This is a genomic window from Cellulomonas fulva (assembly GCF_018531375.1).
GTDB classification, from domain to species: domain Bacteria; phylum Actinomycetota; class Actinomycetes; order Actinomycetales; family Cellulomonadaceae; genus Cellulomonas; species Cellulomonas fulva.
The window spans coordinates 2,163,152-2,183,097 of sequence record NZ_JAHBOH010000001.1 but is presented as its reverse complement, the minus strand read 5'-3'; the positions used below and the strand labels follow the sequence as shown (position 1 = coordinate 2,183,097).

The 19,946-nt window shown below is 73.1% G+C and carries 19 protein-coding genes; 7 read left to right on the top strand and 12 right to left on the bottom strand.

Annotation, left to right across the window (positions count from 1 at the left end):
- Positions 1-161: 161 nt before the first annotated feature.
- Positions 162-596 carry a hypothetical protein gene (locus KIN34_RS09765; protein WP_214349794.1) on the bottom strand — a complete coding sequence of 145 codons (435 nt, stop codon included), beginning with the start codon at positions 594-596 and terminating at the stop codon, positions 162-164.
- Between the two features lie 376 nt (positions 597-972).
- On the opposite strand from KIN34_RS09765, the gene KIN34_RS09760 reads away from it, so the two are divergent.
- Complete coding sequence (locus tag KIN34_RS09760) at positions 973-1,221, top strand: WhiB family transcriptional regulator (RefSeq protein ID WP_214349791.1); 249 nt, start codon at positions 973-975, stop codon at positions 1,219-1,221.
- A gap of 107 nt (positions 1,222-1,328) precedes the next feature.
- Here the strand turns inward: KIN34_RS09760 and KIN34_RS09755 are convergent, their stop codons facing one another.
- The gene (locus tag KIN34_RS09755; protein ID WP_214349788.1) at positions 1,329-2,813 is read right to left on the bottom strand and encodes a sensor histidine kinase; all 1,485 of its coding nucleotides are present in this window, start codon (positions 2,811-2,813) and stop codon (positions 1,329-1,331) included.
- 129 nt (positions 2,814-2,942) lie between these two features.
- Here KIN34_RS09755 and KIN34_RS09750 point away from each other — a divergent pair, with 129 nt between their 5' ends.
- The 6 genes from KIN34_RS09750 (at position 2,943) to KIN34_RS09725 (ending at position 9,688) form a co-directional block, all read left to right on the top strand.
- Complete coding sequence (locus tag KIN34_RS09750; RefSeq protein WP_214349785.1) at positions 2,943-3,467, top strand: DUF2505 domain-containing protein; 525 nt, start codon at positions 2,943-2,945, stop codon at positions 3,465-3,467.
- A gap of 337 nt (positions 3,468-3,804) precedes the next feature.
- On the top strand, positions 3,805-5,127 hold the full coding sequence (locus KIN34_RS09745; RefSeq protein WP_214349782.1) for an ABC transporter substrate-binding protein: 1,323 nt from the start codon (positions 3,805-3,807) through the stop codon (positions 5,125-5,127).
- 173 nt (positions 5,128-5,300) lie between these two features.
- Complete coding sequence (locus tag KIN34_RS09740; protein ID WP_214349779.1) at positions 5,301-6,338, top strand: carbohydrate ABC transporter permease; 1,038 nt, start codon at positions 5,301-5,303, stop codon at positions 6,336-6,338.
- A complete protein-coding gene (locus KIN34_RS09735) occupies positions 6,335-7,249 on the top strand; it encodes a carbohydrate ABC transporter permease (RefSeq protein ID WP_214349777.1) in 915 nt (304 codons plus the stop codon). Before KIN34_RS09740 ends, KIN34_RS09735 begins: the two co-directional genes overlap by 4 nt.
- Positions 7,250-7,358: 109 nt before the next feature.
- Entirely contained in the window at positions 7,359-8,408 is a 1,050-nt protein-coding gene (locus tag KIN34_RS09730) for a LacI family DNA-binding transcriptional regulator (protein WP_214349774.1), read from the top strand.
- Positions 8,409-8,437: 29 nt separating this feature from the next.
- Positions 8,438-9,688: a Glu/Leu/Phe/Val family dehydrogenase gene (locus KIN34_RS09725; protein WP_214349771.1), complete on the top strand. Its 1,251-nt coding sequence runs from the start codon at positions 8,438-8,440 to the stop codon at positions 9,686-9,688.
- A 57-nt stretch (positions 9,689-9,745) separates the two neighbouring features.
- Here KIN34_RS09725 and KIN34_RS09720 read toward each other — a convergent pair whose 3' ends face one another.
- The 10 genes from KIN34_RS09720 to KIN34_RS09680 all read right to left on the bottom strand — a co-directional run bounded on the left by KIN34_RS09720 (position 9,746) and on the right by KIN34_RS09680 (position 19,858).
- On the bottom strand, positions 9,746-10,240 hold the full coding sequence (locus tag KIN34_RS09720; protein ID WP_214349768.1) for an META domain-containing protein: 495 nt from the start codon (positions 10,238-10,240) through the stop codon (positions 9,746-9,748).
- Between the two features lie 48 nt (positions 10,241-10,288).
- A complete protein-coding gene (gene hemQ / locus KIN34_RS09715; RefSeq protein ID WP_214349764.1) occupies positions 10,289-10,993 on the bottom strand; it encodes a hydrogen peroxide-dependent heme synthase in 705 nt (234 codons plus the stop codon).
- Positions 10,994-11,028: 35 nt separating this feature from the next.
- The gene (locus tag KIN34_RS09710; protein WP_307858175.1) at positions 11,029-12,195 is read right to left on the bottom strand and encodes a ferrochelatase; all 1,167 of its coding nucleotides are present in this window, start codon (positions 12,193-12,195) and stop codon (positions 11,029-11,031) included.
- Between the two features lie 114 nt (positions 12,196-12,309).
- The gene (locus KIN34_RS09705) at positions 12,310-13,344 is read right to left on the bottom strand and encodes a carbohydrate ABC transporter permease (protein WP_237689077.1); all 1,035 of its coding nucleotides are present in this window, start codon (positions 13,342-13,344) and stop codon (positions 12,310-12,312) included.
- Complete coding sequence (locus tag KIN34_RS09700) at positions 13,341-14,315, bottom strand: carbohydrate ABC transporter permease (RefSeq protein ID WP_237689076.1); 975 nt, start codon at positions 14,313-14,315, stop codon at positions 13,341-13,343. The genes KIN34_RS09705 and KIN34_RS09700 overlap by 4 nt, the downstream gene beginning before the upstream one ends.
- A gap of 103 nt (positions 14,316-14,418) precedes the next feature.
- Positions 14,419-15,828 carry an ABC transporter substrate-binding protein gene (locus tag KIN34_RS09695; RefSeq protein WP_214349761.1) on the bottom strand — a complete coding sequence of 470 codons (1,410 nt, stop codon included), beginning with the start codon at positions 15,826-15,828 and terminating at the stop codon, positions 14,419-14,421.
- Positions 15,829-15,830: 2 nt separating this feature from the next.
- Positions 15,831-15,962, bottom strand: a complete 132-nt coding sequence (locus KIN34_RS17125; protein ID WP_273544022.1) for a hypothetical protein — start codon at positions 15,960-15,962, stop codon at positions 15,831-15,833.
- Positions 15,959-17,632 carry a glycoside hydrolase family 13 protein gene (locus KIN34_RS09690; RefSeq protein WP_214349758.1) on the bottom strand — a complete coding sequence of 558 codons (1,674 nt, stop codon included), beginning with the start codon at positions 17,630-17,632 and terminating at the stop codon, positions 15,959-15,961. The genes KIN34_RS17125 and KIN34_RS09690 overlap by 4 nt, the downstream gene beginning before the upstream one ends.
- Positions 17,633-18,239: 607 nt before the next feature.
- Positions 18,240-19,253 carry a LacI family DNA-binding transcriptional regulator gene (locus KIN34_RS09685; RefSeq protein ID WP_214349755.1) on the bottom strand — a complete coding sequence of 338 codons (1,014 nt, stop codon included), beginning with the start codon at positions 19,251-19,253 and terminating at the stop codon, positions 18,240-18,242.
- A 104-nt stretch (positions 19,254-19,357) separates the two neighbouring features.
- Entirely contained in the window at positions 19,358-19,858 is a 501-nt protein-coding gene (locus KIN34_RS09680; RefSeq protein ID WP_214349752.1) for a flavodoxin domain-containing protein, read from the bottom strand.
- Positions 19,859-19,946: the final 88 nt, after the last annotated feature.

Here is a 19,946-nt window from a genome sequence, read left to right as displayed (position 1 = left end):
CGTCCCCGGCTCGATGCCGGAGGGCGCGGTGCACGGGCGGGCGCGGTGCACGGGCGGGCGCGGTGCACGGTCGGGCGCGGTGCACGGGCGGGCGCGGTGCACGGGCGGGCGCGGTGCACGGGCGCGCGGGCGTGCCGACCCGGCGGGCGGCCGTCTGCCCGCTAGGCGGCGGGGTCGGCCTCCGGCGCTCGCCCCTGCGTGGTCGCCGCCACGACCGGCGGCAGCAGCAGCCCGATCCCGACGGCCAGCGCGACGACGAGCACGGCGACGGCCCACGGCGTCACCTCGGCACCCAGCCACCCCACGGCCAGCACGACGAGGAGGATCTGCCACGTCATCACCGGCGACCGCGCCCAGCGCCGCCCGCGCCACAGCCCGCGCGCGCACGCCCCGAGCAGCAGGGCGATGCCGAGCGCGAAGACGGCGAGGAAGGCCGTGGCCGCCGCGGCGTCGGCCCGTCCGGTCACGAGGTCGACCAGCCACGCGATACCGAGGCCCGCGGCGAGCGCCGCCTCGAGCAGCGTCAGGAGGCACACGACGACGAGCGGGAGCGGCGCGCGCGTGCGGGGCGCCGGCCCGGGGGCGGAGGTGCTCACCCGCGTGAGCCTACGACCCGGCGGGTCGCGCCCACCGGCGCACCGTGACCCATACCACGCTCCCGGAGCGCCCCTGTTGGACAAGTGACCAGTTCAGCGCGGTGTTCGAGGTCCGCCCCGCTCCACACGGCGTGTCGCGCCGTGTCAAGTGTGACGAAGACCTCATCCGTTACGGAGTCGAAACGTTCCCGTAACCCCTTGTGCGAACGCGGGGACGGTGTGACAGTGGATGTCAGCAGTTCTCGCTCACCCCCCTCACGCCTCGTCCCGTGGACCCGCCCTGGGCCGCGACGGGGCAGCCATCGACTATGACCGCGACGTCGCGTGCGCCCTCACCCCGGGCGCCGCAGTCGTCGTGCGCCCAAGGAGAGATCTCATGGATTGGCGCCACCGCGCAGCGTGTCTCGACGAGGACCCCGAGCTGTTCTTCCCGATCGGCAACACGGGCCCGGCCCTCATGCAGATCGAGGAGGCCAAGGCGGTCTGCCGTCGTTGCGACGTCGTCGACACGTGCCTCAAGTGGGCCATCGAGACGGGTCAGGACGCGGGCGTCTGGGGCGGGCTGTCGGAGGACGAGCGGCGCGCGCTCAAGCGCCGCACCGCGCGCCAGCGCCGCGCGAGCTGAGCGCTCCGCACCACGATCTCCCGGAAGGGGCCGCCCGCCAGGGCGGCCCCTTCCGCCGTTCCCGGGCACGCGAGGGACTCCATCACCCCGGGGCGGCGCGGCACCGGTCAGCCGAGGACCGCGGCCTCGCGCGCGCCACGGAGCTGGACCGTCACGCGGACGGACGTGCCCGCCTCCTCGCGCGGCGCCCAGGTGATGGTCCCCCGCAGCTCGTTGGTGACGAGCGTCTGGACGATCTGCGTGCCGAGCCCCGAGCCGGCGCCCCGCCCCTCGGGGATGCCCGCGCCGTCGTCGTCGACCCGGACCTCCAGCTCGTCGCCGTCGCGGTGCACCACGATCTCGACGTTGCCCTGCTCGCGGCCGTCGAACCCGTGCTCCACCGCGTTCGTCACCAGCTCGGTCAGCACCAGCGCGAGCGCGGTCGCGTCCTCGGCGGGGATCGACCCGAACGTCCCGGCGACGGTGGTGCGCACGTGCGCGCCGGCGGACGCCGCGTCGGCCGCGAGGCGCAGGCTGCGCCCGACGAGGTCGTCGAACGGCACCGACTCGTCGATCGTCTGCGAGAGCGAGTCGTGCACCAGCGCGATCGTCGCGACCCGGCGCATCGCCTCGGCCAGCGCGTCCCGCGCCTCCGGCGAGGTCATCCGCCGCGACTGCAGGCGCAGCAGCGCGGCCACCGTCTGCAGGTTGTTCTTCACGCGGTGGTGGATCTCGCGGATGGTCGCGTCCTTGGTGATGAGCTCCCGCTCGCGGCGCCGCAGCTCCGAGACGTCACGGCACAGCAGCACCGCGCCCGTGCGGTGGCCGCCCTCGGTGAGGGGGACGGCCCGCAGGGAGAGCGCGACGCCCCGCACCTCGACGTCCGTGCGCCACGGGGCACGGCCCATCAGCACCAGCGGCATCGACTCGTCGACGGTCGCCCGCTGGTCGGGCAGGAGGTCCGCGGTCACCTCGACGAGCGACCGCCCCGTCAGGTCCCCGAGTGCCCCGAGCCGGTGGAAGCAGGACAGCGCGTTCGGGCTCGCGTACATCACCTCGCCCTCGGAGTTGAGGCGCACCAGCCCGTCCCCCACGCGGGGGGCGCCGCGGCGGGGCCCGGTCGGGGCGTCCGGCGCCGGGAACTCCCCGCGCGAGATCATGCCGAGGATGTCGTCGGCCGCCTCGACGTAGTTCAGCTCGAGCCGGCTCGGCGTCCGGGCGCCGCCGAGGTTGGTCTGCCGGGCGATCACCGCGATCGGCCGGCCGTCGCGCACCACCGGGATGGCCTCCTCGCGGACCGCGTACGACCCGAACCACCGCGGCTCGCGGGACCGCTGCGGACGCCGCTCGTCGAGCGAGCGCTGCAGCTGGGGCCGCTGCCCCTCGGGCGCGGTCGCGCCGACCACGTCGTCGTAGTGCACGGTCGCCCCGGTGGACGGGCGGCACTGGGCGACCGCCACGAAGTCGCCGTCGGTCGTCGGGAGCCAGAGCACCAGGTCCGCGAACGCGAGGTCGGAGACGACCTGCCAGTCCCCGACGAGCAGGTGCAGCCACTCGAGGTCGGCGGAGGACAGCGGGCCGTGGCGTTCGACGAGGGTGCTCAGCGTGGACACGGCCCCAGCCTAGGTGCGCCCTAGGCTCGTGCGACGACGACCGCGGGCGCGAGCGTGACCACGCCGTGGCACGGCGGCGAGACGACCCGGCCCCGAGCCGGGAGGCCCGTACGAGACGGAGGAACCCGGGTGCGCCTGACCGAGATGCTGCTGCTGTCGACCGACCCCCGGTCGGCGGCCTCCCTGCTCGCGGACCCGGCGTTCGTGGCGCGGTGCGTGCGCGCGAGCGGGGCGACGCCGGACGAGGTCGACGTCGCCGGCGCAGCCCCCGGCGCGTTCCGCATCAGGACGCGGCGCGGCCTGACGAGCGACCAGGTGCCGGCGCCGCTGCGCGCGTTCGCCCGGGGCCGCCTCGAGATCACGCAGGTCGAGGAGTGGGGCGCGCCGGACTCGGACGGCGACCGGGCGGGCACGGTGGCCGTCGACGTCACGGGTACGCCCGTCCGGCTGCGCGGCACGGTGACGCTCGTCGCGCACGGCCCCGGGACGAGCGCCCTGCGGTACGCCGGCGACCTGCACGCGGGCGTCCCGGTGTTCGCCGAGGTCGTCGAGCGCGCCGTCGCCGAGGCGGTGCGCACGGCGCTCAGCGCGACGGCGGAGGTCGCCGAGCTGACCCTGCGTCCAGGATCGCGTCCGGGTCCGCACAGCGCCTGAGGTGGACCGGTCTCGGGCGACCGACGCGGCCCCATAACGGAAGCGCTTCCACGCCGTAACGATTCGGTAACGTGGGAATCGTGGGAACAGTCTCTGACCTGCATCGATGCCGGTGTGGGACCGCTACCACGAACGTGACCGGACGAACCGTCCTTGACACCCGGCCCGCCGCCGACGACAGTTCCTCCCAGCGCGTGGGAACGCTCCCGCAGACTGCGGAGGGGAGCGCTCCCAAGCCGGGTCCCCCAGACCCACGTCGAGGCCGCACCCGGGCAACGGGCCCGGTCGCGGCGCCCAGGTGCGGCACAGCAGCCGTCCGACTGACAAGGGAGTCACAGTGCGCAAGACCACCCGCAAGTTCCTGGCCGTCACGGCCGGGGTCGCGAGCGTCGCCCTCCTGGCGACCGCCTGCTCCGGTGACGAGGACCCGGGCGACGCCACGTCCGGCGGCGCCACGGGCGACTCGAGCAAGCCGATCACGCTCACCGTCGCGACGTTCAACAACTTCGGCTACACCGACGAGCTGCTCGCCGAGTACAAGAAGACGCACCCGAACGTCACGGTCAAGCAGACGGTCGCCGCCAAGTCGGAGGACGCCCGCACCAACCTCACGACGAAGCTCGCCGCCGGTGGCGCGGGTCTCGCCGACGTCGAGGCCATCGAGATCGACTGGCTGCCCGAGCTCGTGCAGTCGGGCGACAAGTTCCTCGACCTGAACTCCGACGAGGTCAAGGACCGCTGGCTCGAGTTCAAGACCAAGCCGGCCACGACGGCCGACGGCAAGCTCATCGGCTACGGGACCGACGTCGGCCCCGAGGCCATCTGCTACCGCTCCGACCTGTTCAAGGCCGCCGGTCTGCCGACGGACCGGGCCGAGGTCGCCGAGCTGCTCGGTGGCGAGAACGCCACCTGGGACGACTACTTCAAGGTCGGCAAGACGTTCGCCGACAAGTCGGACTCGGCGTGGTTCGACTCCGCGGGCGCGATCTACCAGGCGCTCATCAACCAGCAGGAGTTCGCCTACGAGAACGCGGACGGCTCGGTCGTCCCGCTCGCGGACAACACCACCGCGCAGGAGGCCTACAACACGGTCACCTCGGACGAGGTGCAGGCGCTCTCGGCGCACCTCGGCCAGTGGTCGGAGGACTGGACCGCGGCCTTCCAGAAGGACGGCTTCGCGACCATGCTGTGCCCCGCCTGGATGACCGGTCCGATCGAGCAGAACTCGGGCGGCATCACCGGCTGGGACGTCGCTGACGTCTTCCCCGGTGGCGGTGGCAACTGGGGCGGCTCGTACCTGACGGTCCCGGCCGCCGGTGCGAACGCCGAGGCCGCCAAGGAGCTCGCGGCGTGGCTGACCTCGCCCGAGATCCAGATCAAGGCGTTCGAGAACGCGGGTACGTTCCCGAGCCAGACCGAGGCGCTGCAGGACCCGGCGCTGACCGGCGCGAAGAACGCGTTCTTCAACGACGCGCCCGTCGGTGAGATCTTCGGCAACCGCTACGCCGCCATCAAGGTCACCCCGTTCAAGGGCCCGAACTACTTCTCGGTCCACACGACGGTGACCGACGCGATCACCAAGGTCGACGTCGAGCAGTCGGCCGACGCGCAGACCGCGTGGCAGGGTGCGCTCGACGCGTTCGGCGCGCTGGGCCTCTGACCCGGTGACGGTCGGGCGGGGCGCCCCGGTGCCCCGCCCGACCCGCCGCGAGGCCGGTCCGCTGACCGGCCCCCGGACCCGAACGGCGTTCGGCGGGAGTCCTGACTCTCGTACCTGCGAGAGCAGCACTCCCGCCGAGCGCCGTGCCCACATCCCGCCGTCATGAGGTAGTCATGCCCGTCAAGTCACCTGTCGCTCCGGAGGACGAGCTCGACCCGCTCCCCCCGAAGACCCGCCGCGTGGGCTTCTCCCAGACGTTGAGCCGCTGGGACGTCAAGGTCTCGCCCTACCTGTACATCTCGCCGTTCTTCATCCTGTTCCTGATCACGGGGCTGTTCCCGATCCTGTACACCGGGTACGTCTCGGTGCACCAGTGGCAGATGCTGCAGGGCCAGGGCGACTTCGTCGGGTTCAAGAACTTCACCGACGTGTTCGGCCAGCCCGACTTCTGGAAGTCGCTGCGCAACACGTTCTCGATCTTCCTGCTGTCCTCGATCCCGCAGGTGATCGCCGCGATCCTCATCGCCGCGCTGCTGGACCAGAACCTGCGCGCCAAGACGTTCTGGCGCATGGGCGTGCTGCTGCCGTACGTCGTGGCCCCCGTCGCCGTGGGCCTGATCTTCGGCCGCCTGTTCGCCGACCAGTCCGGTCTCATCAACAGCTGGCTCACCGCGATCGGCCTGCCCGCCGTGCAGTGGCACGTCTCGCCGCTCGCGAGCCACTTCGCGATCGCGACGATGGTCAACTTCCGTTGGACCGGCTACAACGCGCTGATCTTCCTGGCCGCGATGCAGGCCGTCCCGCGCGAGCTCTACGAGGCCGCGATCATCGACGGCGCCGGCCGCGTGCGGCAGTTCTTCTCGGTCACGATCCCCCAGATCCGCGCGACCGTGATCTTCATCGTCATCACGTCGACCATCGGTGGCCTGCAGATCTTCGACGAGCCCCGCGTGTTCGACAGCACCGGCCAGGGCGGCGCCTCGCGCCAGTGGCTCACCATGACGCTCTACCTGTACAACACCGGCTGGAGCGGCCAGTACAACCTGGGCCGCGCCGCGGCCATCGCCTGGCTGCTGTTCCTGCTGATCCTCGCGATCGGGATGGTGAACTTCTTCGTGACCCAGCGGATCGCGACCGGGTCCGGTGCACCGTCCAAGCGGGAGATCAAGGCCGCCAAGCAGCGCTACGACGCACAGAGGAAGTCGGCATGAGCTCGATCCCCGCCATCCAGCAGAGCGCCGGCAAGGGCGCAGCGCGCGCAGCCGCGCGCCGGGCCAACCGCAAGGTCGGCGGCTACGACCGTCGCCCGCACGTCGTCATCTACGTGCTGCTCGCCCTCGTCGTCCTGATCGGGCTGCTGCCGCTCTACTACACGCTCGTGATCGGGTCCTCCGACCCCGTCGCGATCGCGCAGAAGGCGCTGCCGCAGCTCTTCCCCGACCTGAGCATCTTCGACAAGTTCAAGGAAGTCGTGAACGCGCAGTCGTTCAGCTTCTGGCAGGCGGTCTGGAACTCGGTCATCATCGCGGTCGTCGTCTCGGCGTCGACCGTCATGTTCTCGACGCTCGCGGGCTTCGCGTTCGCCAAGCTGCGCTTCCCCGGGCGCCGTGGCCTGCTCGTCTTCGTCATCGCGACGATGGCCGTGCCGACCCAGCTCGGTGTCGTCCCGCTGTACATCGTGATGTCCAAGCTCGGCTGGATCGGGCACCTGCAGGCGGTCATCGTGCCGTCGCTCGTCGGGGCGTTCGGTGTGTTCTGGATGACGCAGTACCTCGAGGAGGCGCTGCCCTACGAGCTCATCGAGGCCGCCCGCGTCGACGGCGCGTCGATGTTCCGGACGTTCTGGGCCATCGCGCTCCCGGCCGCCCGGCCGGCCGCCGCGATGCTCGCGCTGTTCACGTTCGTCGCCCAGTGGGTCAACTTCTTCTGGCCGTCGATCGTGCTCAACAACCAGAACCCGACGCTGCCGCTCGCGGTGCGTCTGCTGCAGCAGAACTACTTCGTGGACTACTCGCTGATCATGGCGGGCGTGTTCCTGATGACGCTGCCGCTGCTCGTCCTGTTCGCGTTCGCCGGCCGCCAGCTCGTGGCGGGCATCATGGCGGGCGCTGTCAAGGGCTGACGTCCTGCGGTCCGGACCCGGCGGCAGCCGGGTCCGGACCGGGGGCCGCACGCCCCGTCTGTCACCGACCGGCACCCGTCCGGCCGGTACGCCGAAAGGGAACGGACCAATGGTGGTCGAGAACTCCTCCGTCGTGATCGACGACGACGAGCGCCCGCTGGCGCCGACGCTCGAGCAGGTCGCGTCGCGTGCCGGTGTCTCACGCTCCACGGCGTCGCGCGCGATCAACGGCGGGCTGCGGGTCTCCCCCGACGCCCTCGCCGCGGTCGAGGCGGCGGTCGAGGAGCTCGGGTACACGCCCAACCGCGCCGCCCGCTCGCTGGTGACCAAGCGCACCGACTCCATCGCGCTGGTCGTGCCGGAGCCCGACGAGCGCGTGCTCTCGGACCCGTTCTTCGCCGGCACGCTGAACGGCCTGAGCACCTCCTTCGCGGAGTCCGACATCCAGGTGGTCCTCGTGATCGCCCGGCCGGGCGAGAGCGAGCGGACCGTGCGCTACCTGCGCAACGGCCACGTCGACGGCGCGATCGTCGTCTCCCACCACCGCACGGACGACCTCGACCGGGCGCTGCTGTCCTCGCGCGTGCCCAACGTCTTCGTCGGCCGTCCCCTGTCGGTCGACCCCGCCGACGTCCACTACGTCGACACCGACAACTTCGCCGGTGGCGAGCTCGCCGCGCGGCACCTGATCGAGCGCGGCTGCCGCCGGCTCGCCACCATCGCCGGACCCGAGGACATGTCCGCGGGCGTCGACCGCCTCGCCGGCTGGCGCTCCGCCGTGCGCGCCGCCGGCCTCGCCGAGGAGGCCGTCCTGCACGGCGACTTCACGCTCGCCTCCGGGGCGACGACCGCGCGCGAGCTCGTCGACCGGTTCCCGGACGTGGACGGCGTGTTCATCGCGTCGGACCTCATGGCCGCGGGGGCGCTCAGCGTGTTCGCGGAGATGGGGATCGACGTGCCGGGCGACGTCGCGGTCGTCGGCTACGACAACATCGGCGTCGCGGCCTCGACGACGCCGCCCCTGACGACGGTGGTGCAGCCGGTGGTGTCGATGGCACGCGCGGCCGGGCGGCGCCTGCTGGCGCAGCTGCACGGGGAGCCCGTCACGCGCGAGCCCCTGATCTTCGCCCCCGAGCTGATCGTGCGCGCGTCCGCCTGACCCCGCGCGCGGGCGGCGGGGATGGCAGAGTGGTCGGCGTGACGTCACCGTTGACCACAGCCCAGGCCCAGCTCGCGTCCGCCGTCGACATCCTGGGGTACTCCCCCGGCCTGCACGAGATGCTGGCGACCCCCCGCCGGGAGATGAACGTCGCGGTCCCGCTGCGCCGGGACTCCGGCGAGATCGTCCTGTTCCGCGGGTACCGCGTGCAGCACAACATCTCCCGCGGCCCCGGCAAGGGCGGGCTGCGCTACGCGGCGTCGGTGGACGTCGACGAGGTGCGCGCGCTCGCGATGTGGATGACGTGGAAGTGCGCGGTCGTCGACGTCCCGTACGGGGGCGCCAAGGGCGGGGTGACGATCGACCCCCGCGGGTACTCGGCCGACGAGCTCGAGCGGGTCACCCGCCGGTACACCAGCGAGATCATGCCCATCATCGGTCCCGAGCGGGACATCATGGCACCGGACGTGGGCACCGACGAGCAGACCATGGCCTGGGTCATGGACACCTACTCGGTCAACCTCGGCTACACGATCCCCGCCGTGACCACCGGCAAGCCGCTCACCGTCGGCGGCTCGCTGGGGCGCGCCACCGCGACGGGCCGCGGCGTGGTGCACGCGACGCAGGCCGCCCTCGCGGACGCGGGGGTCGCGCTCTCGGAGGTGCGGGCGGCGGTGCAGGGCTTCGGCAAGGTGGGCACCCACGCGGCCCGGTGGCTGCACGAGGGCGGCGCGCGGGTGGTCGCGGTGTCCGACGTGGACGGCGGCCTGCGCGCCGACGACGGGCTCGACGTCGCGGCGCTGCTGCGGCACGTCGCGCAGGGCGGCCGACTGACGGACTTCCCGGGCGGCGAGCCCGTGTCCAACGCGGAGCTGCTCACGCTCGACGTCGACGTCCTGATCCCCGCGGCCGTGGAGGGCGTCCTCGACGAGGAGACCGCCGCGGGCGTCAAGGCGCGCTGGGTCGTCGAGGGCGCGAACGGTCCGACGACCACCGAGGGCGACCGCGTGCTCGCGGAGCGCGGCATCGTCGTGGTGCCCGACATCCTCGCGAACGCGGGCGGCGTGATCGTGTCCTACTTCGAGTGGGTCCAGGCCAACCAGGCGTACTGGTGGACCGAGCGGGAGATCGCCGAGCGCCTGGAGCAGCGGATGCGCGCGTCGTACGACGCGGTCGCGGCCCAGGCGCGGTCGGAGTCGCTCACGCTGCGCGAGGCCGCCCTCACGATCGGCGTCCAGCGGGTCGCGGAGGCGCACCAGATCCGCGGCCTCTACCCCTGACCTCGACCCCTGACCGCGAGCCCTGACCGCGCGCGGCGCCGCGTCGGGCAGCACGCCTCAGACGAACGCGCGCCCGTGCTCGCGCTCCTCGTCGTCCGCCAGGCGCTCGAGCACCAGCCGGTCGCCGTCGGCCGCGACGAGCTCGACGGTCGGCACCGCCGCGCCCTCCGGCGCGCCGTCGGGACCGCGCAGCGGGTCGCTGGTCGTCTCGGCGTCACCCGCGGGCGTGCGCAGGCCTAGCGGACCGCGCAGCAGCCGCAGCAGCTCCGCCTCCTGGCGCATCGCGGTGGCCGGGCCGGCCATGAGCGTCGAGACCATCGGCCCGAACCGCAGCGTGTCCTGCTCGATCGACCACGTCCCGCGCACGCGGTTGACCCCGCCGGAGCCGAACACCTGGCCGTCGCCGTCGAACGTGAGCTCGGCCGTGCGGTCCTCGTCGTCCTCGGGCAGGCCGGGGGTCACCTCCCCCGGGCCGTCCGTCCCGCCATCCGGCCCACCGAGCATCCCGCGTGACCGCACCGTCACGCGCCACCGACCCACGAGTCGCAGCATGCGCCCGATCATGGCACCCGCCGCCGCCCCAGGCGAGGGCGCGTCCGGTCAGCCGACGGGCTGACGCTCCGCCCAGGCCTCGAGCGTGGTGCGCGGACCCGTGTAGAACGGCACCTCCTCGCGCACGTGCAGCCGGGCGTCGGTGGCGCGCAGCTCGCGCATCAGGTCCACGATGCGGTGCAGCTCCGCGGCCTCGAACGCCAGGATCCACTCGTAGTCGCCAAGCGCGAACGCCGAGACCGTGTTGGCGCGCACGTCCGGGTAGTCCCGCGCGGCGTGCCCGTGCTCGACGAGCATGCGGCGTCGGTCGTCGGCCGGCAGCACGTACCAGTCGTAGGAGCGGACGAACGGGTAGACGCACAGGTAGTCGCCCGGGTCCTCGCCGGCCAGGAACGCCGGCACGTGCGCGCGGTTGAACTCCGCGGCGCGGTGCAGGCCCACCACCGACCACACCGGCAGCAGGTGGCGGCCGAGGTCGCTGCGGCGCAGCCGCTGGTAGGCGCCCTGCACCTGCTCGACCGTCTCGGCGTGCCACCAGACCATGAGGTCGGCGTCCGCCCGCAGGCCCGCCACGTCGTACCAGCCGCGCACGACGAGCCCGCTGTCCTCGGCCACCGCGGCCAGCGCCTCCTGCACCAGCTGCGCCCGCTCGTCGGGGTGCTCGGGCAGGACCTCCTCGAGCGCGAACACCGACCACATCGCGTAGCGGACGCCTGTGTTCAGCTCCTCGTGGTCGACCGGGGGGTGGCTCACGACGGGTCCTTCCGTTGGGGGGCGGGAGTGGGGGCTCAGGCCCGAGGGTCGACGCCGCAGGCGGCGAGACGCCCGGAGTCCACGCCGGCCTGGCGGCGGCAGCAGCCGGGGGCGCACACGTCCGGCCGCGGGGGCAGGGTGCCCACGTGCACCGGCTCGGGCGCGGGCTGCCCGGCGTCGGTCGCCCGGGCCGCGGCGGCCCGCTCGACGACCAGGTCCACCAGCCCGCGCACGAAGACGTCGCGCACGCCGACGCTGTCCGCGCGCACGGCCGTCAGGCCGAGCTCGCGTGCGGTCTCGAGCGCTTCGGTGTCCAGGTCGAACACGACCTCCATGTGGTCGGACACGAACCCGATGGGCGCGATGACCACCGACGTGACGCCCGCGGCCGCGAGCGACTCGAGGTGGTCGTTCACGTCCGGCTCGAGCCACGGCTGGCTGGGCGGACCGGAGCGGGAGCAGTAGGTGAGGTCCCACTCGGGGGCGCGGCCCCCGCGCTCGGCGACGCCCTGCGCGACCAGCCGCGCGACCTCGAAATGCTGCTCCGAGTACGTCGCGCCCGCGTACCCGGACGCCTCCTCCATGGTGTCCGGCACGGAGTGCGTGACGAACACGACGCGGGCGTCGGGCGCCTGGGCGAGCGCCTCGACCACGGCGTCGACGTTGGCGGCGACGAACGCCGGGTGGTCGAAGTACGGGCGGATCTTGTCGAGCACCAGCGGGTGCTCGCCCTCGGGCAGGCCCAGGTCGACCGCGAGCGCGTCGAGCGAGGACCAGAAGTCCTCGCGGTACTGGCGGCAGCCCGAGTAGGAGCCGTACGCGCTGGTCACCAGCGCGAGGACGCGGCGTGCCCCGTCCGCGTGGGCCGCCGCGAGCGCGTCCTTGGTGTACGGCGTCCAGTTGCGGTTGCCCCACACGACGGGCAGGTCGAGCCCGCGCCGGTCGAGCTCGGCGACCAGCGCGCGCTGCAGCGCGAGGTTCTGCCCGTTGATCGGGCTGGCCCCGCCGAAGTGGTGGTAGTGCTCGGCCACCTCGGCCAGCCGCTCGTCCGGGATGCCCTTGCCGGCGGTCACGTTGCGCAGGAAGGGCATCACGTCGTCGGGGCCGTCGGGCCCGCCGAAGGAGGCGAGCAGCAGGGCGTCGTACGGTGCCGTCAGGTTCTGGGGCTGCTGGGGGGCGTCGAGAGCCAGGTCGTCGTGCACCTCCCGATCATCGCAGGACCGCGTGGGTGCGCCCGCCGAACCGGGCACACCCACGGCGTGATCTCGACCCGACGACGTGTCAGAAAACCGGCGACCGAGCAGCGGGCGGTCGCGTCAGCCCTTGACCGCGCCGCCGAGCCCGGCACCGCGCAGGAACATCCGCTGGAAGACCAGGAACATCACCACCGGGATGAGCGTGGAGATGGCGAGCGCGGCCATCAGCGTGCCCTTGTCGACGTTCGCCATCGACTGCAGGTAGACCGACAGCGGCTTGACCGTCTCGGACTTCAGCACGAGGAAGGGCCACAGGAAGTCCTTCCAGGACGCGATGACCGCGAACACCGACACGACGCCGACGATGGGCCGGCTCATCGGCAGGACGATGGACCAGAACATTCGGAACGGCCCCGCGCCGTCGACGCGCGCGGCCTCGAACACCTCCCGCGGGAGCGAGTCGAAGAACCGCGCGACCAGGACGACGTTGAACGCGCTCGCGCCCGCGGGCAGCCACACCGCGAGGTAGTTGTTGATCAGGGTCGTCCCGACCGGCGGGTCGACGACGATCTTGTACAACGGGATGAGCAGCACGACCGCGGGGACGAACAGGGTGGTCAGCACCGCCCAGTTCAGCGCCCGGGCCCACCGCGGACGCAGCACCGACAGGACGTACCCGCCCGTCGTCGCGACGAGCACCTGGACGAACCACGAGCCGAGCGCCACCCACACGGTGTTCAGGAAGTACTGACCGATGTGGTACCTGTTCCACGCCTGGTCGACGTTGTCCAGCGTCGCCCCGTTCGGGAACACCAACATCGGGGCGGTGAGGATGTCCTGCGTCGGCGTGAACGCGAACTTCGCGAGCAGCAGCAGCGGGCCCAGGCACCACACGACCAGCAGGACCAGCAGCAGCAGGTGCATTCCGCGCCACGTCCAGCGCACCTGCGGCCGGCGCCAGTCGGCCGTCGACAGGGCGCCCCGCTCCTTCTCGTCGGGCGCGGCGGAACGCCGGCGTCGCAGGCTCCGCGCGAGCGCGACGTTGGCGCCGACCGCGCCGGCCGATCCCGGCACCACGCCCGCGCGGGACGCGGGGAGGGCGGGGTCGGGCTCGACGAGCTCGTCACGGGCCGGGGACGACGAGGGGGCGGTCATGACGTGCTCCAGGATCGCGTCAGGCGGAAGTAGAGAAGCGACATCACGGCGAGGAAGACGGCGAGGAGCAGGCTCAGCGCCGTCGCCTGGCCGAAGTTGTTGCCGAGGTTCGCGAACGCGAGGTTGTAGACGCGCAGCATGATCGTCTCGGTCGCGTGGTTGGGGCCGCCGTTGGTGAACAGGAACGGCTCGAGGAAGATCTGCGCGGTCCCGATGATCTGCAGGATGAGCGTGATGAACAGGACCCCGCGTAGCTGCGGCAGCGTCACGTGCCAGACCTTGCGCCACACCGACGCCCCGTCGACCTCGGCGGCGTCGTAGAGCTCGGCGGGCACGCTGATCAGCGCCGCGAGGTAGATGATCACCGTGCCGCCGGCGGCCGCCCAGGTCGCCTCCAGCACCAGGGACGGCATGGCCCAGGTCGCGTCGGACAGCCAGGGGAACGGGCCGAGGCCCACCCAGCCGAGCACCGTGTTGAAGACGCCCTCGGGCCGCGGGTCGTAGTAGAACTTCCAGAGCAGCACCGCCACCACGGGCGGCACGACGACCGGGAGGTACGCGAGCACGGAGTACAGGCCCTTGCGCCGGCGCAGCTCGCTCATGAGCACCGCGCCCACGAGCGGGATCGGGTACCCGAACAGCAGCGCGAGGAACGCGAACCACGCGGTGTTCCGGACCACCGTCGGCAGCAGCGGGTCGCTCAGGACGGCACGGAAGTTGTCCAGGCCCACCCACGTCGGGGCGTCGACCAGGTTGGTCTTCTGCAGGCTCATCTCGACGGCGGACACGATGGGCCACCAGGAGAAGACGCCGAACACGACGAGCAGGGGCAGCGCGAACAGCAGGGCGCTCAGGCCGCCACCGCGCACCCACGTCAGCGGGTTGCCGGTGCGCCGCTCACGGCGGCGCCCGGCCGAGGCGGCTCGTCTGAGGGTCAGGGGCGGGGACGCGACGGTCTCGTCGGTGGTCATGGGGTCGCCTTCGGGGTGCGTTCGGGACGGTGGACGACGAGCCGCCCGGCCGGCTGCGGACCGGCCGGGCAGCTCACGTCCGGCTCACGGGTCGGGGAGCCGATCAGCTCGCGGCGTCGATCGCGGCCTGGCCCGCGGTGTTGGCCGTCTCGAGGAGGGAGTCGATGTCCGCGCCCTCGTCGGAGATGACCGCCTGCACCACCGGGAAGAGCTGGTTGTACAGGTCCTGCGTCGCCACCGAGGCCTCGGGGACCAGGTTCTGCGTGAACATGACGTCGGTGTAGCCCGTCATGTCGTCGAGCGGGACGTTGACGTAGTCCTTGATCCACTCGAGGTTCTGGTCGTACAGCTCCTCGGAGAAGATCGGCAGGACGGGCGTCCCGACTGCCTGCGCCGGGTCCGCCTCCGCGCGGGTCTTGGCGTCCGCGACCGCCTGGTCCTGGTCCTGCAGCTTGGACAGGTACCACCAGTCGATCCACTTCACGGCGGCGTCCTTCTCCGCGTCGGTCGAGTCCTTGCGGACCGCCGCGAGCGTGCCACCGGTCAGGGCGCCGCCGTCACCCGAGGTCGGGATCGCCGTCAGTCCGTAGCCCCAGTCCGCGGTGACGCCGTTGCCCTCGACGAGCGCGTTGTAGACGTCGGAGCCCGACGTGTACATCGCGAGCTCGCCACCCGCGAACGCCGCGTTGATCTCGCCCCAGCCGAGGTCCGCCCGCGCCAGCAGCGAGTCGTCCTCCCAGCGCAGCGCGTGCAGCCACTCGAGGTGCTCCTTGACCGCCGGGTCGGTGAGCGTCGCCGTGTAGGCGCCGCTGCCGTCGGACGTCTCGATCACGCCGCCGCGCGAGTTCGCGCCGGCCGCGAGCTGCCACCCGCCCGACGCGTCGAGCGCCATGGTCGCGTAGCCCGCGACGCCGGTCTCGTCGTGGATCGTCTTCGCGGCCGCCCGGACCTCGTCCCACGTCGTCGGCGGGTCGTCGGGGTCGAGGCCGGCCTGCTCGAACAGGTTGCGGTTGTAGTGCAGCGCGACCGCGTAGATCGACTTGGCCGGGACGGCGAAGATGGTGCCGGCGTCGTCCTGCCCGTTGGCCAGCAGCGTCTCGTTGAAGTCCTCGCCGTAGGGCAGCGCGCGCACCTGGGCGTCGATGTCCGCGAGCTGGCCGTTCTCGATGAGCGTCTTGCCGTCGGTGAGCGGGATCTCGAAGACGTTGGGCAGCGTCCCGCCCGCGAGCTGCGTGGTGAAGGTCGAGTTGAGCCACTCGTAGTCCTCGGGCTCGACCGTGATGTCCGGGTACTCGGCCTCGAACGCCTCGACGCGCTCGGCGAGCTGCTGCTTGGCCGCGTCGTCGGCCGTGGGCAGCAGGCCCGCGACCCGGATGGTGACCTTCTCGTCGCCGCCCGCCGACTGGGCGCCGGTGGGCGACGCGTCGGGGTCGGCGTCGTCGCTGCACGCGGCCAGCAGGCCGAACGACAGCAGGCCGGCCGCGGCGAGCGCGGTGGTGCGGGTGAACCTCATCGTCACTCCTTCGTGAGGTGCGCCGGGCGGTGGTGCCCGGCGCGATGCGGGTCGTGCACGTCCTGCCGGGCTGCGGTGCGCGCCAGGACGTCGGTGCGGGTGGTGCGGGGGTCGTCGGTCGGTGGACGGGTCATGCGGTCGTGCCGTGCGGTGGTGCTGCGCGCAACCACGCGGCGGTGTCGCGCGGCAGCCGGCCCGCGACGAGCGGGCCGCTCGTCAGCAGGACGTCGGTGTGGGCCGGCAGGGGCGCCGGCTCCTCGCCCAGGTTGACGACGCACACGACGTCGCCCCGGGCGAAGGCGACCACCTCGTCGGACGACTCGAGCCAGGTGAGCGGACCGTCGCCCAGGCTCGGCTCGCTGCGGCGCCGCGCGAGCACGTCGCGGTAGAGGTGGAGCATCGAGGTCGGGTCGGCGGACTGCTGCTCGACCGTGAGCCCGGCCCAGTCCGCGGGCTGCGGCAGCCACGTCGGGCTCGTCGTGCCGTCCGGGCTGAACCCGTAGGGCGCCTGCGTGCCCGACCACGGCAGCGGGACGCGGCACCCGTCGCGGCCGGGGTCGACGCCGAGGGACCGGAAGTGCATGGGGTCCTGGAGCATCTCGAGCGGCAGGTCCTCGACCTCCGGGAGCCCCAGCTCGTCGCCCTGGTACACGTACAGCGAGCCCGGCAGGGCGGCGGTCAGCAGCGCCGCGGCGCGCGCACGGCGCCGGCCGAGCTCGAGGTCGGTGGGCGTGCCGAAGCGCTTCGCGGCGAACGCGAAGGACGTGTCCTCGCGGCCGTAGCGGGTCACCGGGCGCGTCACGTCGTGGTTGGACAGCACCCAGGTGGCCGGCGCGCCGACCGGCCCGTGCGCCGCGAGCGTCATGTCGATCGACTCGCGCAGCGACTTGGCGTCCCACGGGCGCGCCATGAAGTCGAAGTTGAACGCCGTGTGCATCTCGTCGGGCCGCAGGTACCGGGCGAACCGGGCGCGGTCCGCGAGCCACACCTCGCCCACCAGCACGCGCGTTCCCGGGTAGCCGTCCGCGATCGCGCGCCAGGTGCGGTAGACGTCGTGGATCTCGTCCCGGTCGACGTGCGGGTGCTCCCCCGGTCCGGCGTCCTGCGGGTACTCCGGGAGGTCCGCGTCCTTGATCAGGAGGGCCGCGGAGTCGATCCGGATGCCGCCGACGCCGCGGTCGAACCAGAACCGCAGCACGTCCTCGAACTCCGCGCGCACGTCCGGGTGCGACCAGTTGAGGTCCGGCTGCGCGGGCGCGAACAGGTGCAGGTACCACTCGCCGGGCGTGCCGTCGGGCTCCGTGGTCCGCGTCCAGGTGCTGCCCTGGAAGTCGGAGACCCACTGCGTGGGCATCTGCTCGCCCGCGTCGCCCTTGCCCGGCCGGAACCAGAACCGCTCCCGCTCCGGCGAGCCGGGCCCCGCCGCCAGCGCGGCGCGGAACCAGACGTGCTGGTCGGACACGTGGTTGGGGACGATGTCGATGATGGTCCGGATCCCGTGCTCCAGGGCCTCGGCGATGAGCGCCTCCGCCTCCTCGAGCGTGCCGAAGGCCGGGTCGATGGCGCGGTAGTCCGCGACGTCGTAGCCCCCGTCGGCGAGCGGCGACACGTACCAGGGCGTCACCCAGATCGCGTCGACGCCCAGGTCCCGCAGGTAGGGCAGGCGGGCCCGGAGCCCGGCGAGGTCACCGGTGCCGTCACCGTTCCCGTCGGCGAAGCTGCGCGGGTAGACCTGGTAGATCACGGCACCGCGCCACCACGTGGGGTCGGTCGCCGGCTGCGGTCGGGAAGACGTCGTCGTCACGAGCAGGACACTAAATCTCAGAACAGAAACCGCGCAAGAACCCGACAGTCACGTTACCGAATCGTGACCCCGCCCCGCCCCGCGCCCACTCCCGGCTCCACTTCCCGCCGCCCGCGCCGCCTCCGCCGACCTGCACCGCCCACCCCACCCCGCCACCTGCACCGCCCACCCCACGCACACCACCCACCGCACCCCCGCGAACCACCCCACCCACCGCACCCCCACCCGCACCACCCCCACCCCGCCGAGCGCGGACGGTACCGGCCGAGTGCGGACGGTCAGCGTCCGCAGTGGGTGCGCACCGTCCGCGCTCGGCGAGGGTGAGGACCGGACCGGACCTGACTGGGGCCCCGGCTGGGCGTCCGGCGGCGTGCCGGGCGGGACGCCGACGGGTGGCGCCCGGGCGCGCCGCAGACGCAGGCGCTGCGGTCCGCCGTCGTCGGGCCTCCGCGAGTGCGGACGATGAGCGGCGGGTGCGGACGCTCAGCGTCCGCGCCGGGCGCGGACCGACCGCGCTCGGCGAGTGGGGTGGGGGTGAGTGGGGGGTGGGGGTGGGGGGGTGGGGGGTGGGGGGTGGGGGGTGGGTGGGTGGGTGGATGACGGGGTGTCAGGGGCGGGGGGTGGCGGGGGCGGTGCTGCCGCGCACGACGAGCTCAGGCTCGAAGAGCAGCTCGTCCTGCGGCACCGCCGCGCCGTTGATCTGGCTCACGAGCAGGTCGATCGCGGCGCGGCCCATGGGCTCGATCGGCTGCCGGACCGTGGTCAGCGGCGGCTCGGTGCAGTTCATGAACGCGGAGTCGTCGTACCCGACCACCGAGATGTCCTCCGGCACGCGCAGGCCGGCGCGACGAGCCGCGCGGATCGCGCCGAGCGCGAGCGGGTCCGAGGCGCAGACGATGCCGGTGACGCCCTCGCGGAGCAGCCGCGTCGCGGCGGCCTGCCCGCTCTCGAGCGAGTACGCCGAGCGCACGACGAGCCGGTCCCCCAGCTCGAGGCCGAGCCGGCCGGCCACCGTGCGCGCGGCGTGCAGCTTCCGCTCCGACGGCACGTGGTCCGCCGGCCCGAGCACGAGGCCGATCGTCGTGTGCCCCAGCGCGGCCAGGTGGCCGAGCGCCTGCTCGATCGCGACCTCGTCGTCGCAGGACACCCGCGGGAAGGGCAGCTCCTCGATCGACGCGTTGATGAGCACCACGGGCAGGTTCCGGCCGGTCAGCCGCTCGTAGTGCGCGTGCACCGCGTCGCGCTGCGCGTAGTTGCCGCCCGCGAACACGATGCCCGAGACCTGCTGCCCCAGCAGGAGCTCGACGTAGTCGGCCTCCGAGACGCCGCCGGCCGTCTGCGTGCAGAGCACGGGCGTGAACCCCTGCTGCGCCAGCGCGCCGCCCACGACCTCCGCGAACGCCGGGAAGATCGGGTTCTGGAGTTCGGGGAGCACGAGCCCGACCAGGCGCGCCCGCTCGCCGCGCAGCTTGGTGGGGCGCTCGTAGCCCAGGACGTCGAGTGCGGTGAGCACCGCCTCCCGCGTCGCCTCCGAGACGCCGGGCTTGCCGTTCAGCACGCGGCTGACGGTCGCCTCCGACACCCCGACCTTGCGGGCCACCTCTGCCAGTCGTCGCGACATGGACCCGAGCCTAGCGTCGTGCGGCGCAAACCGCTTGCAGGATCACGCAAGAACTGCTCAGCGCGTGTCGGACGTCGTCGCCGACCCGACGCGCCCCTCGGCGGTCAGCCCGCCGGCTGCAGGGCCAGCGTGCCGGCGATCTCCTGCGCCCAGCGCTCGACGACCTCGAAGTTGCGGTGGTCCCCCGCGCGCGCCCGGGCCCCCGCGATGATCGCGCGCTCGGCGAAGGACAGCGCCCGCACGTCGAGGCGGCCGCGGAAGCTGCGGTGCCCCTGCGCATGCAGCTCCTCCGCGAGCGCCGCGAGCTCGTGCGGCGAGTTCGCCGCCGCCGCGGGCTGCGTCGCGAGGCCCGACGAGAACAGCCACACGTTCGCGGGCACCGCGCCCTGGGCCACGCGCTCGCCCAGCTCGCGGGCGGCGGGCAGCCAGTGGCCGGTGTACACGGCCGACCCGAGGACCAGCGCGTCGTAGCCGTCGGCTCGGGGGACGTCCTCGGGCTCCCGGAGGTCCACGTGGTGCCCCACCGAGCGCAGCACGTCCGCGATCCGCTCGCCGATCCCCCACGTGCCTCCGTGGCGTGACGCCACCGCGATGAGAACGCGCACGGCGCACCTCCCTCGTCTCGTCGTCCGGCCGGTCCATCGTCCGTCACCCGGCCGCGCGGACCGTGGGCCCGAGGTCCCGCGGGCCTGG

What these genes read in the sequence shown, in the direction of transcription:
- KIN34_RS09695 (WP_214349761.1), bottom strand. Translation starts at nt 15,828, where the DNA reads ATGAGGTTCACCCGCACCACCGCGCTCGCCGCGGCCGGCCTGCTGTCG.
- KIN34_RS09705 (WP_237689077.1), bottom strand. Translation starts at nt 13,344, where the DNA reads ATGACCGCCCCCTCGTCGTCCCCGGCCCGTGACGAGCTCGTCGAGCCC.
- KIN34_RS09735 (WP_214349777.1), top strand. Translation starts at nt 6,335, where the DNA reads ATGAGCTCGATCCCCGCCATCCAGCAGAGCGCCGGCAAGGGCGCAGCG.
- KIN34_RS09760 (WP_214349791.1), top strand. Translation starts at nt 973, where the DNA reads ATGGATTGGCGCCACCGCGCAGCGTGTCTCGACGAGGACCCCGAGCTG.
- KIN34_RS09720 (WP_214349768.1), bottom strand. Translation starts at nt 10,240, where the DNA reads ATGCTGCGACTCGTGGGTCGGTGGCGCGTGACGGTGCGGTCACGCGGG.
- KIN34_RS09740 (WP_214349779.1), top strand. Translation starts at nt 5,301, where the DNA reads ATGCCCGTCAAGTCACCTGTCGCTCCGGAGGACGAGCTCGACCCGCTC.
- KIN34_RS09700 (WP_237689076.1), bottom strand. Translation starts at nt 14,315, where the DNA reads ATGACCACCGACGAGACCGTCGCGTCCCCGCCCCTGACCCTCAGACGA.
- KIN34_RS17125 (WP_273544022.1), bottom strand. Translation starts at nt 15,962, where the DNA reads ATGACCCGTCCACCGACCGACGACCCCCGCACCACCCGCACCGACGTC.
- KIN34_RS09730 (WP_214349774.1), top strand. Translation starts at nt 7,359, where the DNA reads ATGGTGGTCGAGAACTCCTCCGTCGTGATCGACGACGACGAGCGCCCG.
- KIN34_RS09685 (WP_214349755.1), bottom strand. Translation starts at nt 19,253, where the DNA reads ATGTCGCGACGACTGGCAGAGGTGGCCCGCAAGGTCGGGGTGTCGGAG.